The sequence below is a fragment of the Vibrio fluminensis genome (genome assembly GCF_015278125.1).
GTDB lineage: Bacteria > Pseudomonadota > Gammaproteobacteria > Enterobacterales > Vibrionaceae > Vibrio > Vibrio fluminensis.
Genome location: NZ_JADILO010000004.1, coordinates 1 through 16,421, shown reverse-complemented (window position 1 = coordinate 16,421; position 16,421 = coordinate 1). Strand labels below are relative to the sequence as shown.

General features: G+C 47.1%; 12 protein-coding genes. 4 read left to right on the top strand and 8 right to left on the bottom strand.

From position 1 onward, the window contains the following. Window position 1: 1 nt before the first annotated feature. Genes mukF through mukB form a run of 3 tightly spaced genes read left to right on the top strand, consistent with a single transcriptional unit; the run spans window position 2 to window position 6,523 of the window. Entirely contained in the window at window positions 2-1,339 is a 1,338-nt protein-coding gene (gene mukF, locus IRQ95_RS04780) for a chromosome partition protein MukF (RefSeq protein ID WP_194435872.1), read from the top strand. Next, the gene (gene mukE / locus IRQ95_RS04775; RefSeq protein WP_194435871.1) at window positions 1,320-2,069 is read left to right on the top strand and encodes a chromosome partition protein MukE; all 750 of its coding nucleotides are present in this window, start codon (window positions 1,320-1,322) and stop codon (window positions 2,067-2,069) included. Before mukF ends, mukE begins: the two co-directional genes overlap by 20 nt. Next, window positions 2,066-6,523, top strand: coding sequence for a chromosome partition protein MukB (mukB, locus tag IRQ95_RS04770; protein ID WP_194435870.1), 4,458 nt, complete (start codon window positions 2,066-2,068; stop codon window positions 6,521-6,523). Before mukE ends, mukB begins: the two co-directional genes overlap by 4 nt. A gap of 56 nt (window positions 6,524-6,579) precedes the next feature. Here mukB and IRQ95_RS04765 read toward each other — a convergent pair whose 3' ends face one another. The 7 genes from IRQ95_RS04765 to IRQ95_RS04735 form a co-directional block, all read right to left on the bottom strand. Continuing rightward, window positions 6,580-7,437: a DMT family transporter gene (locus IRQ95_RS04765; protein ID WP_194435869.1), complete on the bottom strand. Its 858-nt coding sequence runs from the start codon at window positions 7,435-7,437 to the stop codon at window positions 6,580-6,582. Between the two features lie 359 nt (window positions 7,438-7,796). After that, window positions 7,797-8,777, bottom strand: coding sequence for an alpha-L-glutamate ligase-like protein (locus IRQ95_RS04760; RefSeq protein ID WP_194435868.1), 981 nt, complete (start codon window positions 8,775-8,777; stop codon window positions 7,797-7,799). 3 nt (window positions 8,778-8,780) lie between these two features. Beyond that, window positions 8,781-10,289 carry an inactive transglutaminase family protein gene (locus IRQ95_RS04755; RefSeq protein ID WP_194435867.1) on the bottom strand — a complete coding sequence of 503 codons (1,509 nt, stop codon included), beginning with the start codon at window positions 10,287-10,289 and terminating at the stop codon, window positions 8,781-8,783. A gap of 17 nt (window positions 10,290-10,306) precedes the next feature. Next, window positions 10,307-11,047: an ATP-dependent zinc protease family protein gene (locus IRQ95_RS04750; protein WP_194435866.1), complete on the bottom strand. Its 741-nt coding sequence runs from the start codon at window positions 11,045-11,047 to the stop codon at window positions 10,307-10,309. A gap of 359 nt (window positions 11,048-11,406) precedes the next feature. Further along, window positions 11,407-12,378, bottom strand: a complete 972-nt coding sequence (cmoB, locus tag IRQ95_RS04745; RefSeq protein WP_194435865.1) for a tRNA 5-methoxyuridine(34)/uridine 5-oxyacetic acid(34) synthase CmoB — start codon at window positions 12,376-12,378, stop codon at window positions 11,407-11,409. A 77-nt stretch (window positions 12,379-12,455) separates the two neighbouring features. Continuing rightward, on the bottom strand, window positions 12,456-13,193 hold the full coding sequence (gene cmoA / locus IRQ95_RS04740; RefSeq protein WP_194435864.1) for a carboxy-S-adenosyl-L-methionine synthase CmoA: 738 nt from the start codon (window positions 13,191-13,193) through the stop codon (window positions 12,456-12,458). Between the two features lie 103 nt (window positions 13,194-13,296). Beyond that, window positions 13,297-14,163, bottom strand: coding sequence for a DUF72 domain-containing protein (locus tag IRQ95_RS04735; protein WP_194435863.1), 867 nt, complete (start codon window positions 14,161-14,163; stop codon window positions 13,297-13,299). Window positions 14,164-14,495: 332 nt separating this feature from the next. Here IRQ95_RS04735 and aspS point away from each other — a divergent pair, with 332 nt between their 5' ends. Then, complete coding sequence (gene aspS / locus IRQ95_RS04730; RefSeq protein WP_194435862.1) at window positions 14,496-16,274, top strand: aspartate--tRNA ligase; 1,779 nt, start codon at window positions 14,496-14,498, stop codon at window positions 16,272-16,274. A 48-nt stretch (window positions 16,275-16,322) separates the two neighbouring features. On the opposite strand, the gene IRQ95_RS04725 is transcribed toward aspS, so the two are convergent. Then, window positions 16,323-16,421 (bottom strand): integrase core domain-containing protein (locus IRQ95_RS04725; protein ID WP_194435861.1); only part of this gene is annotated, 99 nt, incomplete at its 5' end.

The following is a 16,421-nucleotide window of genomic DNA, read 5'->3' as shown; positions in this document are numbered from 1 at the left end:
AATGAGTGAGATGACTCTCAATGTTGCCGATCAGCCTATCGATGAACTGGTAGGTTGGGTCAAGCAGCACGATTTCTCATTGAACCTTACCAGCGAAAGATTGGCTTTTCTTATCGCCATTGCAGTACTAAGTAATGAAAGGTTCGATGAAGAATTGGGTGAAGGTGAACTCCATGATGCGTTCACGATCGTCACTCGATTATTTGAAGACACCGGTGAGGCGTCGGCATTTCGTGCCAACAACGCCATCAACGAAATGGTTAAGCAGCGCCTTATTAGTCGATTCACTAGTGAAATTACTGATGGCGCAAGCATTTATCGTTTATCACCGTTAGCAGTTGGTATTACAGATTACTACGTACGTCACCGTGAGTTTTCAAAGCTTAAGCTTTCGATTCAGCTCTCGATGGTCGCTGATGAGATGGCGAAAGCGATTGAAGCGGCACAAAAAGGTGGCACGCCAGGTCACTGGAAGAAAAACGTATACGGCGTACTGAAATATTCAGTGGGCGAGATCTTCGATCAGATCGACCTTAACCAACGCGTGATGGATGAGCAGCAACAGTCAGTAAAACTGCAAATTGCAGAACTGCTGAATAAAGATTGGCGCGAAGCGATCAACAACTGTGAAGCATTGTTGTCGGAAACGTCGACCACCCTGCGTGAGCTGCAAGATACGTTGCAAGCTGCGGGTGATGAACTGCAGACTCAGATCCTCGATATTCAAGAAATTGTCTATGGTGATGACGAGCTTGAGTTTATCGAAGAGACGCTGTTTGGCTTGCAGATGAAGCTCGACCGAATCACCAGTTGGGGTCAGCAAGCGATTGACCTATGGATTGGTTACGACCGTCACGTGCACAAGTTTATCCGTACCGCCATTGATATGGATAAGAACCGTGCTTTCAGTACGCGTCTGCGTCAATCACTGAAAGACTACTTTGATATGCCTTGGTACTTAACTTATGCCGATGCAGAACGCTTGATCGACCTACGTGACGAAGCCCTAGTGCTGCGTGATGACGAGGTGACAGGTCAAGTGCCAATGGAAGTGGAATACGAAGAGTTTCAACAAGTCAATGATGAGCTTTCCGAGCGCATTGGCGAAATGCTTAGAGCTCATAAAGAGCAGGGCATGCCGATCGATCTTGGTACGGTACTACGCGGCTACTTAGCCGCTCACCCAAGAACTCATCACTTTGATTTAGCCCGAATAGTCGTCGATCAAGCCGTAAGACTTGGTTACTCCGAAGCGGATTACCAAGCGATTCAGCCAGACTGGCAAGCGATCAACGAATTTGGTGCAAAGGTACAAGCAAATGTCATCGACAGATACTAATGAATACATGTCAGAAAATCTGGCAAAAGCAATTTCAAATCCGCTGTTCCCAGCGCTAGATAGCATGTTGCGTGCAGGTCGCCACATCTCAAGTGAAGATTTGGACAACCATGCACTATTGGCGGATTTTGAAACTGAATTAGCGCTGTTTTACCAGCGTTACAACACCGAACTGGTAAAAGCACCAGAAGGCTTTTTCTACCTACGTCCACGTTCAACCTCATTGATTAGCCGTAGCGTGCTATCTGAGCTTGATATGCTGGTAGGTAAGGTGCTGTGTTTCCTATACCTAAGCCCTGAGCGTTTGGCTCACGAAGGAATCTTTACCAACCAAGAACTGTATGAAGAACTGATCCAGTTGACCGATGAAACCAAGCTAATGAAGCTGGTGACCAACCGCGCAACGGGTTCCGATCTTGATAAAGAAAAACTGTTTGAGAAAGTTCGTACCTCGCTACGTCGCCTGCGTCGTCTTGGCATGATCATCAATATCGGTGAAACCGGTAAATTCCGTATTAGCGAAGCGGTATTCCGCTTTGGTGCAGACGTGCGTGTTGGTGACGACATGCGTGAAGCACAGCTACGTCTGATCCGTGATGGTGAAGCGGTTGTGCATACTAAAGAGCCGAGCCAAGGCAGCCTGCTAAACGATGATGAGCAGCAAGACATCGATCACCAAGACGCAGATCACGATCAACACGTGCACCAAGACATTGAGGGCGAAGCATGATTCAACGCGGTAAATATCAATCGCTGACCATGATCAACTGGAACGGCTTCTTTGCACGTACTTTTGATATCGATGGTCTAGTCACCACACTATCTGGTGGTAACGGCGCAGGTAAATCGACCACCATGGCGGCGTTTATCACAGCGCTTATTCCTGACCAAACACTACTGCACTTCCGTAACACCACAGAAGCGGGCAGTAGCCAATCGTCTCGCGATAAAGGTCTGTACGGTAAACTGCAGCCAGGTGCGTGTTACGCCGCATTAGACGTAGTCAACTCACGTAACCAACGCCTACTGTTTGCGGTAAAACTGCAGCAAGTGGCGGGTCGTGATAAGAAAGTTGACATCAAACCTTTCGTTATTCAAGGTCTGCCGAGCCACGTTAAACCAACGGACGTGCTGATCGAAAGCGTATCGGATACTCAAGCACGTGTACGCCAAATCAACGAAGTCAAAGAGAGCATCGCTCAGTACGAAGGCGTGCAATTTAAAGCGTTTTCTTCAGTGGTGGATTACCACGCGCAAATGTTTGAATTTGGCGTGATCCCTAAGAAGCTGCGTAACTCTTCAGATCGTTCTAAATTCTACCGCTTGATCGAAGCATCGCTTTACGGTGGTATCTCGAGTGCAATTACACGCTCGCTGCGTGACTACCTACTGCCACAAAATGGCGGGGTAAAGAAAGCGTTCCAAGATATGGAATCGGCATTGCGCGAAAACCGCATGACGCTAGAAGCGATCAAAACCACACAGGCGGACCGTGATTTATTCAAGCACTTGATCACAGAGTCAACGAACTACGTGGCGGCGGACTATATGCGCCACGCCAATGATCGCCGCAACAAGCTTGATCAAACGATGGCACTGCGTGGCGAACTGTTTGGTTCGCGTCAAAGCCTGATTGAACAAAACTCACTACTTAACCGCGTTCACGAAGAGCTGGAAATGCTGGTGGAAAGTGAAGCGGCACTTGAGCAAGATTACCAAGCGGCATCTGACCATTTGCAACTTGTGCAAAACGCATTGCGCCAACAAGAGAAGATCGAACGCTACCAAGAAGATCTAGAGCAGCTAAGCGAGCGTCTAGAAGAGCAGTTGATGGTAGTGGAAGAAGCGCAAGAGCGCGTTCTGATGGCTGAAGAGCAATCGACGGTTGCAGAAGAAGAAGTTGATAGCCTAAAAACTCAGCTTGCTGATTACCAACAAGCGTTGGATATGCAGCAAACTCGTGCACTGCAATATCAACAAGCGGTTCAAGCGTTAGATAAAGCGAAGCAACTGCTAAGCAATGACGGTCTAACCGCGGAATCGGCGCAAGCATTGGTGGCCGAACTCAAGCAGCGTGAAGCAGACAGCACCACCACACTGCTTGCTCTAAAGCATAAGCTAGACATGTCATCGGCGGCAGCGCAGCAGTTTGAGACCGCGCTACAATTGGTGACGAGCATCGTTGGTACGGTTGAACGCAGCCAAGCCGCTGGGCAAGCGAAAAGTGCGCTTGCGCAAGGTCGTGAAGCGAAGCAACTGAATGACAACGAGCCACAATGGCGTGCGCAGCACCGTGATCTTGAGCGTAGCTTAAACCAGCAGCGTCAGGCGCGTGAATTGGTGCAAGAGTATCAAAAGCAACACCATGTTGAACTGGCTGATGAACTGAGCTTTGAGCAAGAGCGTGAGCGTCACAGTGCGCAGATCGAATCACTTGAGTACGCGCAAGAAGAACTGCGCGAGCAGCGCAGTGAACAGCGTCGTTTAGAGCAAGATTCAGCCGCAGAAATTGCTAAGCTTGAAGGCATTGCACCAACGTGGATTGCTGCGAACGATGCACTAGAAAGCTTGCGTGAGCAAAGTGGGGCAGAGCTGGTTGATAGCCAAGCGGTTATGAGCCAAATGCAGCTAGTGCTTGAACAAGAGAAGCAACAGTCGATTGCTAAAGATAAGCTGGCTGAGCGTCGCACTTTCCTTGACGGTGAAATCGAACGCCTAGCCTCACCTGGTGGTTCAAATGACTCACGCCTAAAAGGTTTGGCTGACACGCTAGGCGGTGTACTGCTATCTGAAATTTACGACGACATCACGATTGATGACGCGCCATACTTCAGTGCGATGTACGGTCCAGCACGTCACGCGATTGTGGTATCCGATCTTTCTGGCATCGAAGAGAAGCTGGTTGAGCTGGATGACTGTCCAGAAGATTTGTACATCATTGAAGGTGATATCGATGCCTTTGATGACAGCTCATTTAATGCGGAAGAGTTGGAAGGTGCAGTGTGCGTTCGTTTGAACGATCGCCAAATGCGTTACTCACGTTTGCCGGAAATTCCATTGTTTGGCCGCGCAGCGCGCGAGCAACGTTTGGAACTGCTACGCAGTGAGCGCGAAGAAGTGGTCGAAGAGCACGCGAAAGCGGCATTCGATTCACAGAAACTGCAGCGTCTATACCAAGCGTTCAACAACTTTGTTGCCAAGCACATTCAAGTGGCGTTTGAAGCGGACCCTGAGCAAGCACTGCAAAAAGTACGTGATAAACGTAACCAATTTGTTCGTCTGCTTGCCGAGCTAGATGGCAAAGAGCAGCAGCAGCGTGCCCAGCTACTGGGTAGCAAACAGGCTATTTCACTACTCGATAAACTTGCACCAACTATGCGCTTTATCGAAGATGAAACACTAGAAGCGCGTTTTGCTGAAGTTGAAGAGAAGTTAGCACAAGTCTCTCAAGCGAAAGCCTTCCTAACGCAACACGCGAAAGCGCTAGATTCACTAGAGAAAGTGGCGGGTGCTCTTGATGCTGACCCTGAGCAATTTGAAGCGCTAGAAGCGGAATACCAAGCGGCTGACCAACAGCTACAAACGCTGAAAACCCAGATTTTTGCCTTGTCTGATCTGGTAGAGCGTCGTCACTACTTTGCTTACTCTGACTCAGTGGATCTATTGAGTAAGAGCAGTGAGCTTAGTGAACAGCTAAAAGCGAAATTGGTCCAAGCGGAACAGCTTCGTACTCGTAGCCGTAATGAGCTAAAACAGCTGCAAAACCAAATGAACCAATACAACCAAGTATTGGCATCATTGAAGAGTTCACACCAAGCGAAACTGGAAACGGTTCAAGAGTTTAAACAAGAGCTACAAGAGTACGGTGTAACCGCTGACGAAGGCGCGGCAGAACGTGCACAACGTCGTCGTGATGAGCTGAACGAGCGTCTACACACCTCACGTAGCCGTAAGAGCGAATACGAGCGTACCATCACCTCAACTGAGCTTGAAATGAAAGCGCTGGCTAAGCGCATGAAGAAAGTTCAGAAAGAGTACACCGAATTACGTACTTTCGTCGTGGCAGCAAAAGCGGGCTGGTGCTCAGTATTGCGTCTTGCGCGTGAAAACGACGTTGAGCGTCGACTACACAAGCGTGAACTGGCTTACATGTCAGCAGCTGAACTGCGTTCAATGTCGGATAAATCACTCGGTGCGCTGCGTCTTGCTGTGGCGGACAATGACGACCTACGTGATTCATTGCGCCTATCGGAAGATACCGCACGTCCTGAGCGTAAGGTTCTGTTCTACATTGCCGTTTACCAACACTTACGTGAGCGTATTCGTCAAGATATCATCCGTACCGATGATCCGGTAGAAGCGATCGAAGAGATGGAAGTGGAGCTAGCACGTCTAACTGAAGAGCTAACGCAACGTGAAAACCGTCTCGCGATCAGTTCTGATTCGGTTGCAAGCATCATCAAGAAGACGATTCAGCGCGAGCAAAACCGCATTCGTATGCTAAACCAAGGCCTATCGAACATCTCATTTGGTCAGGTGAAAGGCGTGCGTCTAAACGTGAAGATCCGCGAAAGTCACGAAGTGCTTCTAAACGGTCTCGCGACGCAGCAAGAGCAACATAAAGACTTGTTTGAAACGACGCGTTACACCTTCTCTGAAGCGATGGCGAAGCTGTTCCAACGTGTGAACCCACATATCGATATGGGTCAACGTTCACCGCAAGTTCTGGGTGAAGAGCTACTGGATTACCGTAACTACCTAGAGCTAAGCGTAGAAGTAAACCGTGGTTCTGATGGCTGGCTACAAGCGGAATCGGGCGCTCTATCAACTGGTGAGGCGATCGGTACTGGTCAGTCAATTCTATTGATGGTTGTACAAAGCTGGGAAGAAGAGTCTCGTCGTCTTCGCAGTAAAGACATTGTACCTTGTCGTCTACTGTTCTTGGATGAAGCGGCTCGTCTTGATGGCAAATCGATTTCGACACTGTTCGAACTGTGTGATCGTCTCGATATGCAGCTTCTTATTGCTGCGCCAGAGAACATCAGCCCGGAGAAAGGTACCACGTACAAACTGGTTCGTAAGGTATTTAAAGACCACGAACATGTACACGTTGTGGGTCTGCGCGGCTTTGGTCAAACAGACAAACCTAAGAGCGAAGTTCAAGAGTTGATTGAAGAGCTTTAATCGCGTCTCGCTAGTTAGATAAATCAAAGGCTACCCTCGGGTAGCCTTTTTGCGTATTAAGCGCTCTTAGTTCTGTTTTTGGCCCAAAACACCAACGCAATACCACCGAGGATTATGCTACTTATCAAGCTATCACGTAATGTTAGCGGTTCACCGAGTAGCAGTGCCCCTAACACTAAGGCAATCGCTGGCACTGAGAGTTGACTAACGGCGGCTTGCAGTAAGCTTATCTTTGACATCACGTGATACCACAGCAGATAACCTAATGCGGAGGTCACTGTGCCTGACAAAATGGCGAGTGTGATCCCGGTTAAACTGGCGCTATCGATCTGAGACATAGGCAGTAAAAGTAAGCCAATAAAAGCAGCGGCAATAAAACCCCATGTTGTGCCAATTGTTGCGGTCGGGGCTTGTTTACCAAGTGCGGTAAACATTGCCCAAGCAATACCGGCACCAACCATCAGTAGGGCAGAAAGTAAGTCGGGTTGGCTGGCAGAAGGCAGCATCAAGCAGACAAAACCCACCAGTGAGATTGTCATCCCTAGTATCTCAAAACGATTAAACCTTTGGCCTTGGCACCAATGCAGCAGCAATAAAGATAATTGTACCGCGCCAAACAAAAGCAGTGCACCGCTACCCGCGGTCAGCTCAAGATAAGCGAAAGAGAACAGCGCAGCATAAATAAATAAGCTAAGTCCAGCGTAAAGGGTAAAACGCAGTGACACGCTCTGGTAATCGAACCGCCAATGATTTTTCCATACCATGATAAGTGCCAGCGTGATAGCGCCTGACCATAAACGCAATATGGTGAAACTAGCAGGGTCAATTAACCCCTCAGCTAAAGCAAGCCGGCACAAGATTGAATTTGCAGCAAAGGCAAGCATGGTCAGTGCAATGAGGGGCAGGTGAGACATTCGCTGTCCAAATCGTTGATATGAGTATGTTTGAGTGTATCAGTAATAATTAGCGTTAATTAGTTGATAGGATTATTACTTATTCTTAATTGAGTCGAGTGATAAACCTCAGAGAGTGCGCGAATTATACCAATCAGGATAAGTAAGTGGTCAGAAAATTGCGCAAGGAAAATCGCTTAGAACTAGGCGCAGATTGCAGCTAACTAGTTATTCTAATTACAAAATCTGCAACAACGTTATCAGCGATTTTAATCAGCAAGAATGATCAAAGACTTATGCTGATTGGTATTACGCGCTGATCAAAATGCTAGATAATAAAAAAGCTGCCTTAGGCAGCTTTTTATCACCAGAATGGTCGGTTATTCGAAGTGTGTGGCAAACTGTTTGGCCGAGTAGGCAACACGTTCTTCAGCCGTAGGATAGCGTCCCGGCGTTCCCAAGCTTTCAATATGACGTAAGCGTGGCAATAGACCTGCGCCATTAGCGATTTGAATCGCTAAACCAGGTCGAGCATTCAGCTCTAGTACCATAGGGCCTTCTTCTTTATCGAGTACCATGTCGGTCCCCATGTAACCGAGTCCGGTCATCTCCCACGCACTAGAGGCGAGCACCAAAAGTTTCTCCCAGTGCGGTACCTGTAAGGTCATCAGGTCTTTGCCTGTATCTGGGTGATGGCTAATTGGGCGGTCAAATTGCACCGCACGAATCGCTCTACCTGTGGCGATATCAAGCCCTACGCCAACCGCACCTTGGTGCAAGTTTGCCTTACCATCAGAAGCAGCAGTTGAGCAGCGCATCATCGCCATTACTGGGTAGCCTTTAAATACGATAATGCGCACATCTGGCACGCCTTCGTAACTAAAGCCATCGAAGCAGTTATCGAACTTAATTAGGTTCTCGACTACCGCAACGTCGTTTTTTCCGCCGAGCGAAAATAGCCCCGCTAACGCGTTACTGATGTGGCGCTCAACATCTTCTTTGTTGATGCTTGAGCCAGAAGGTTTAGTGTAAGTACCATCCTTGTGAGAGGTGATAACTAGGATACCCTTACCCCCACTGCCTTGGGCAGGCTTAATCACAAAGCCCGGCCAATCTTTGACCATGTCATGGATCTTTGGTACATCGGCTTGGCTACTGATCACACCAATCAGTTTTGGTACGGTTGCGCCAGCCGCTTCGGCGATAATTTTGGTTTTAAGCTTGTCATCCACTAAAGGGTATTTTGAGCGGTCATTGTAGCGACCAATGTAACTGTGGTTACGTTGGTTCATGCCCATAATACCCTTATGCTTTAGCTTAAAAGGGGAGGTGTAACGTTCTCTAAGTCGAGATAGAAACATGGCTTACTCCCCGTCAACTAATGGCTTAAAGCGACGCAGCTCAGTCAAGCGGTAACCCGTGTATGTACCAAGTAAAAGAATACATGCCAGTACAATCAGCTGAAGACCGATAAAGTTAAAGGTCAGATGCTGCACATACTCATTGGTCATCGCAAGATAAACCAGTACAGAGGTCATCAAAGAGCCGCCACCTTGAAGAACGACTTCTTTCGGACCTTCCTCTTCCCATAGAATTGACATACGTTCGATAGTCCAAGACAGAATGATCATTGGGAAGAACGTAATCGACAGACCTTCAGTTAGACCAATCTTAAATGCCACTACAGTAAAGACAGAGATAATCATAATAACCGTAATGATTACCGCGGAAATACGCGCAACAAGCAATAGGTTTAACCTCGACAGGTAACTTCGAATTACCAGACCCGTACCAACAATGAGTAGGAAGCCAACAATACCGGTTAACAACTGAGTTTGTACGAAAGCCACGGCGATAAGCACGGGCATAAACGTACCAGAGGTTTTAAGGCCGATAATGACACGCAGGAATACCACGATCAGAGCACCGATAGGAATAAGCATGATGGTCTTAAACATCGCTTGCTCTTCCAGTGGTAAACTGTGAATTGAGAGGTTAAGTAGCGCGTCCGCCTCTACTTTGTCGCGGGTCGCTTGTTGTGGGGAAATTTCTTGCGCCAGCATTGAGAAATGCACTTGGCTATTTTGACCGCCCATTAGGTCAAGCAGTGAGATGTTTGATTCATCCCAAACCAGAATGTTTGGTGAGATCGCTTGATCAGCGGTTCTTGGGTTGAACAGTTGCCACTGCTTACCATCCCAAACTTGGTTCATTTGTTGAATAGTTTGACGACGGCGACCATCTTCTAACTCAATCACCCCAGCAATTTTGCTTGGGATCTTGTTGTAAGCCAGCATCTTATCGATGGCTTGTACACGAGACATGCCATTAAGAATGAGCGCAGCATTCTGACTGTCGCCATCATTCAGCTGTTTGATTAGCTCGCGGGTAAAGGTGATATCATCTGCTGAACGCTTACTTGCTCGCTCAGATAGGGCAACCACTGCGGCTTCAGTTGGCCCATCAAAAGTGGGTGCGATGATCTCATCCATCGGTGGAATCGGCGTCACATTCGCTTGAGGATCGACGAGAAATTGTGCTTTGTAGTAGATGGTTTGTGGGCCAGTCGCTTGGCGGATTGACCATTCTGCACGACGCCCTTGTTCGTTACTGGCATACGCAACGCCGTAACCAGCCGAAGAGGAGTTTTCACTGATTTTGGTAAAACCAGTTTGGGTATCAGGCACTGCCAGTGACGCTTTCACTGGTTTACCTTCGGCATCGAATTGTACTCGAGCCTCTATATCCCACACTTGTCGAGTTTCACCTGGTGTCCATGGCACACCGTAACTCTCGTGACGGAAAATACTTAGGGCAGCCCCAACGCCGATAAGCAGCGCAACGAATATATATAAAGGAACCTTAGAAGTCATAGCAAGCCTTATTGGTTTTATTCTTGTTCAGACTGAACGTACTTTTTGCTTACGTCTACTACCGCAATATCTTGGATAAATTCACGTCCTAGCAGTACAGGGTGGCTCATTTGAGAACGGTCTGCCAAGGTAAATTGCGCTTTTTCATGAATTTTGCCAACTTGAACCCAAAGCTCGACTACCGCACGACGTTCGACATCGGAATTGGTTGATTGACGAATTTTTACGAACTTGACGATTGGCGCTTCGATCCAGTTACTTTCATCAGACGGGGTATTTTCATCAGATAGATGGAAGCGAACCCATTTTTTGCCATTGCGTTCAAATTCTTCAACATCGACAGCATTGAGTGATGAGGTCGCGGCACCTGTATCCACACGTGCATCGAAGGTTTGCTTGATTGAGTCAATCGTCACTTTCTCGATTGCACCTAATACTACGCCATGCGCAACAGGTTGTGGTGCTGGCGGAATAATGACAGGGGCAGCCACCTTCTTCTCTTGCTCAGCAATTTTTGCCAACGTCACAGTTTGCATGTCGATGGTTTTATCTTGCAGATGTTGGATTTTTTTCTCGAGCGTTGATATGTACTCAGACTGGGCGTCCACTTGAGTACCCAACGTGGTGATTTGTGCGTTGAGATTCGTTTCAACCGCTTGAATGGCGGCCAAAGTCTCTTGATGATTTTGTGTGCTGTTAGTAAGGGTACAGCCAGATAACAGAGTAAGCGCTACTACAGGTGTTAATCGGATGAACATTAAAATGCCTACGTTTTCTTTTTGTTGCATTACAACAGGTGTTGATCTTGAAACGCCCTGTGATAATGGTATGAGTTAATTAACGTTTTTAATTTTAGACTAAGGTGCACAAAACCTCATAGAAGAACTTAAAAAAGTTGTGTTGAGTGAAGAAGGAATAACCTAAGTCTATATCTGCAAAGGATTAAAATGTGATCTGGAGCCGATTCATCAACAACTCAGTGATAGCACTTTAGACTTTCGCCAGATAAAAAACGAGGATGCAATATGCATCCTCGCTAGGTTACTGATATAGAAATTAAATTGAGTTAAATCCATGTCAAGAATTGATAAGACTCAACCAGATTTATTCAATTGGATTATGGCTTAGTTGCTACCAATACAGCGCGACGCGGCGCAGGATGCCCTTCAGCTGTCTTGCTTGGGTCATTAGGATCCAAATAATCAGGCAGTGAGTTATGTGTCATCCAGTCAGTCGTACGTTGCTCATCGGTTGATGTGACATTTTCATCAACGATACGCACGTCGACAAAGCCAACCTGTTCAAGCCACACTTTCAGTGCTTTGGCTGAAGGGAAGAAGTAAACGTTACGCATTTGCGCGTAGCGGTCGACTGGTACAAGTACAGAAGTCTCGTCACCTTCGATAACTAGCGTCTCTAGCACCAATTCACCACCCGATACGAGTTGATCTTTTAGCTGAATCAGATGATCTAATGGTGAGCGACGGTGGTAAAGCACACCCATACTAAATACGGTGTCGAACGCTTCCAATTTCGGCAACTGTTCAATACCAAGTGGTAATAGATGAGCGCGTTGATCGTCGCCCATCATTTTACGAATCGCTTCAAACTGGATTAAGAATAGGTGCGATGGATCGATACCTACCGTAAGGCGAGCACCTTCACCTAGCATGCGCCACATGTGGTAGCCGTTACCACAACCCACATCGAGTACACTGCGATCTTTCAGTGGTGTGATGTGCGGTAATACGCGATCCCATTTCCAGTCACTGCGCCACTCGGTGTCAATGTGGATACCGTGTACGTGGTAAGGACCTTTGCGCCATGGGTGGAAGGTGCGCAATAGGTTCTCAAGTTTTTTCAACTCGCCAGTATGCATTGGCTCGTTGTTTGTGATGGTTACCGACTCTTTGATATCGATGTTATCTGGTGTGCCAGCAGGAATTTTATTTAGCGCACGTAGCCAGCGATCAAAGTCACCGTGCTCTGCGTTTTGCCAGTCGGTCAGTTGCTGTGGCAATACATTTAGCCATGGCTGCAGACGCGTATCTTGGGCGATAAGTTGGTAGAAATTGGCAAAATTAAACATAGTTTTTCACAGAGTAATAGGTTAAAAAATTGACATAAAGTACTGGCAACGAGAAACTTCTCGCTTCTCGCTTCTCGCTACTTAATCGCGAACATTGAACCAAAGTTAAAGCATTGGAACCACACGTCATAGCTGCTAAAGCCGATTTCAGCAAAGCGCTCTTTGTGCTCTTTCTTTGAATTCGGGCGCATCACGTTTTCAATTGCGCTGCGTTTTTGGCTGATTTCAAGTTCGCTGTAACCGTTAGCGCGTTTAAAGTCGTGGTGCAGATCAATCAACAGCTCATTAGAAACGGCATCTTCAAACACGTACTTTTCTGACAAGATCAAAATACCGCCAGGGCGCAGACCCGCATAGATCTTTTCCAGCAGAGCGTAACGATCCGCAGGTGATAGGAATTGCAGGGTGAAGTTCAGTACCACAACCGAAGCATCAACGATCTCGATATCGCGAATGTCCGCTTCTACCACCTCTACTGGCGTATCACTGCGGTAAGCATTCACGTGCAGTTTACAGCGTTCAACCATTGCCGAAGAGTTATCAACCGCGATGATTTTACACCCTTCTTGCTGAATGTGACGGCGCATCGACAGCGTAGCCGCACCCAATGAACAACCAAGGTCGTAAATATTGCTGTGTGGTTTTACAAAGCGTTCTGCCAACATGCCGATTGCCGAGATAATATTGCTATAGCCCGGTACAGAGCGCTGAATCATATCAGGGAAGACTTCCGCGACACGCTCATCAAACGTGAAGTCACCAATTTTGTCGATTGGCGCCGAAAAAATGGTATCTGGGTTGCTCTTTGGGTTCATAGATTTATCTCTTGCTACTTACAGTCAGCACTAAAAGGGCGCGTATTTTATGAAAAATTCGCGCCCATGTCATGTTTTGCGTCAAGCCAATAGTGAGTAGTGATTAAAACATGCTGATTTGCGATTGGCCATCAATGGCAGGGAAGGGTGCAAGGTCTGGTAACGCAACGTGGTTGGCCAGCTTTTGATAAAGTTTAAGCGCCAATTCAGGAGCCAATACATTGTCTGGAGTGTGGATCATCAGATAGGGCTGCTTTCCATCAGCTATCCATTGTGGAAGTTTGCTCAGCCATGGCTTAAAAAAGTCCAGATTGGCGTCGAGATCAGGATGTCCAATAAAACGGATCATTGGGTGATGAGCCGTTGCGAGCGCATGTACAGGAACTCGCGGTTTCTTTTGCTGGGCATCAATGATCACTTCATTAATTGGCTCGGCAGCAAATACTGGACGACTGTCCATAATAATGCGGTCAATGCCCGCTTCGATTAACCATTGGTTAAAGCGTTTTTCATCATCATTTTTGGTAAAATAGCCCAGATGGCGTACTTCAATACCAAGGGGAAAATTAGGTGGAAATAGCGCGCAGAACTTTTGTAACGTCGGTAAATCAGCCGGTGTAAAAGCCGCCGGTAATTGAATTGTCCATTGACCAATACGCTCGTGTAGCGGGGCCATAATCTGCATAAAATCTTTAAGCTGTGCTTGGGAGCCCTTTAGCATTTGCTGGTGGGTAATTGCTTTAGGTAGCTTAAAGGTAAACTTGAAATCATCATGAGTGGCAGCGTGCCAATTGCGGACAGTCGTGAGGGTTGGCGTGGCGTAAAAAGTGGTGTTGCCCTCAACGGTATGAAACACACTGGCGTACTTTTCTAGCCTTTCAGCAGGCTTGGTGCCACTGCCGTAAAAGCTCTGTTGCCATTGATTGTGCGACCACATGGTTAAGCCGAGACGCAAAGGTAATGCTGTCATAATGATAGTTACGTAATTCCTTATTAAAGATACTTTACCTGAGTGCAGTGATCCTAGACAACCGTTGGCGCCAATTAGTCATGCTCACCGCTCTCGCAGAACCTAGCATCTTGAGGTGAGTTGGGTATATAATCTCTGCCAATTTTTGCTATTGATGTGGTTTTGCCCTTTTGCTGGTTTAAAAAGCATCAATAGAGAGTAAATCGCAATAAATTGTATGCTGAGTGGTCGATTTTATCTGGCTTTCAGCGTATAAATGGAACTTTGGTCCGTTGGCAATATCGTGCTCTGCGGACAGTATTAACAATATTAGAGAGATTGGGAATTTCATTATGCGTACCCATTACTGTGGTCACCTGAACAAGTCCCTTGCAGGACAAACTGTAGAACTATGCGGCTGGGTTAACCGTCGTCGTGATTTAGGCGGTCTGATTTTTATCGATATGCGAGATCGTGAAGGCGTTGTTCAGGTAGTTGTCGATCCAGATATGGCGGATGCTTACAAAGTAGCAGAGCAACTACGTAATGAATTCTGTATCAAACTAACTGGCGAAGTTCGCGTTCGTCCAGAAAGCCAAGTTAACGCTGGTATGGCAACAGGTGAAGTTGAGATTCTGGCTACAGGTCTTGAAATCATCAACCGCAGCGATGCGCTGCCACTAGACTTCAACCAAAAGAACTCTGAAGAGCAACGTCTAAAGTACCGTTACCTAGACCTACGTCGTCCAGAAATGAGCGACCGCATCAAACTACGTGCTAAAGCATCAAGCTTCGTACGTCGTTTCCTAGATGACAACGGTTTCCTAGACATCGAAACGCCAGTACTAACTAAAGCGACACCAGAAGGTGCACGTGATTACCTAGTACCAAGCCGCGTACACAAAGGCAGCTTCTACGCGCTACCTCAATCACCACAGCTATTCAAACAGCTGCTAATGATGTCAGGCTTTGACCGTTACTACCAAATCGTTAAATGTTTCCGTGATGAAGACCTACGTGCTGACCGTCAACCAGAATTCACTCAGATCGATATCGAAACGTCATTCATGACGGCTGATCAAGTACGTGAAAAAACGGAAGAGATGATTCGTCAAATGTGGCAAGAGCTACTGAACGTAGATCTAGGCCAGTTCCCTGTAATGTCATTTGAAGAAGCGGCACGTCGTTTTGGTTCTGATAAGCCAGATCTACGTAACCCTCTTGAGCTTGTTGACGTTGCAGACATCCTAAAAGATGTCGACTTCAAAGTATTCTCTGGTCCTGCTAATGACGAGAAAGGTCGTGTGGCAGTGATTCGTGTACCAGGTGGCGCTGCGCTATCTCGTAAGCAAATCGACGAGTACACTAACTTCGTAGGTATTTACGGTGCGAAGGGTCTAGCATGGATGAAAGTAAACGACCGTGCAGCAGGCTTTGAAGGCGTACAGTCTCCAGTGGCTAAGTTCCTAAATGAAGAAGTTGTGGCACAACTACTTGATCGCACTCAAGCTGAAACTGGCGATATCATCCTATTTGGTGCAGACAGCAAACGCGTTGTAACAGAAGCGATGGGCGCACTACGTCTTAAACTAGGTACTGACCTTGAGCTAACTGACAAGTCAGCTTGGAAACCGCTATGGGTTGTTGACTTCCCAATGTTTGAAGAAGACGACGAAGGTAACCTACACGCGATGCACCACCCATTCACATCGCCTCTAGGTCTAACCGCTGAAGAGTTGAAAGCGAACCCAGCATCAGCTAACTCAAACGCATACGACATGGTTATCAACGGCTACGAAGTGGGCGGTGGTTCTGTGCGTATCCATAATGCAGAAATGCAAGCAGCCGTATTTGATATCCTAGGTATCGATGCAGATGAGCAAAAGCTGAAGTTTGGCTTCCTACTAGACGCACTGAAATTCGGTACACCTCCACACGCAGGTCTTGCATTCGGTCTAGACCGCCTAGTGATGCTTCTTTGTGGTACTGATAACATTCGTGACGTAATCGCATTCCCTAAAACAACGGCTGCTGCGTGTCTACTAACAGACGCACCAAGCCTTGCTAACCCAGCAGCTCTTGAAGAGCTAGCAATTGCGGTTACAGTAGCGAAAGAGAAAACTGCAGAGTAATTAACCCTGCTAATCTGACCCGTCCTGATATGGGTTGACACTTTTTAGTTAAAACGCTCGGTGTACTTCATCGGGCGTTTTGTATTTTAGCGCTGTATGAGGCCTCATCTGATTATAGATTTCTACTGACTCAGCGACCATTTTTCT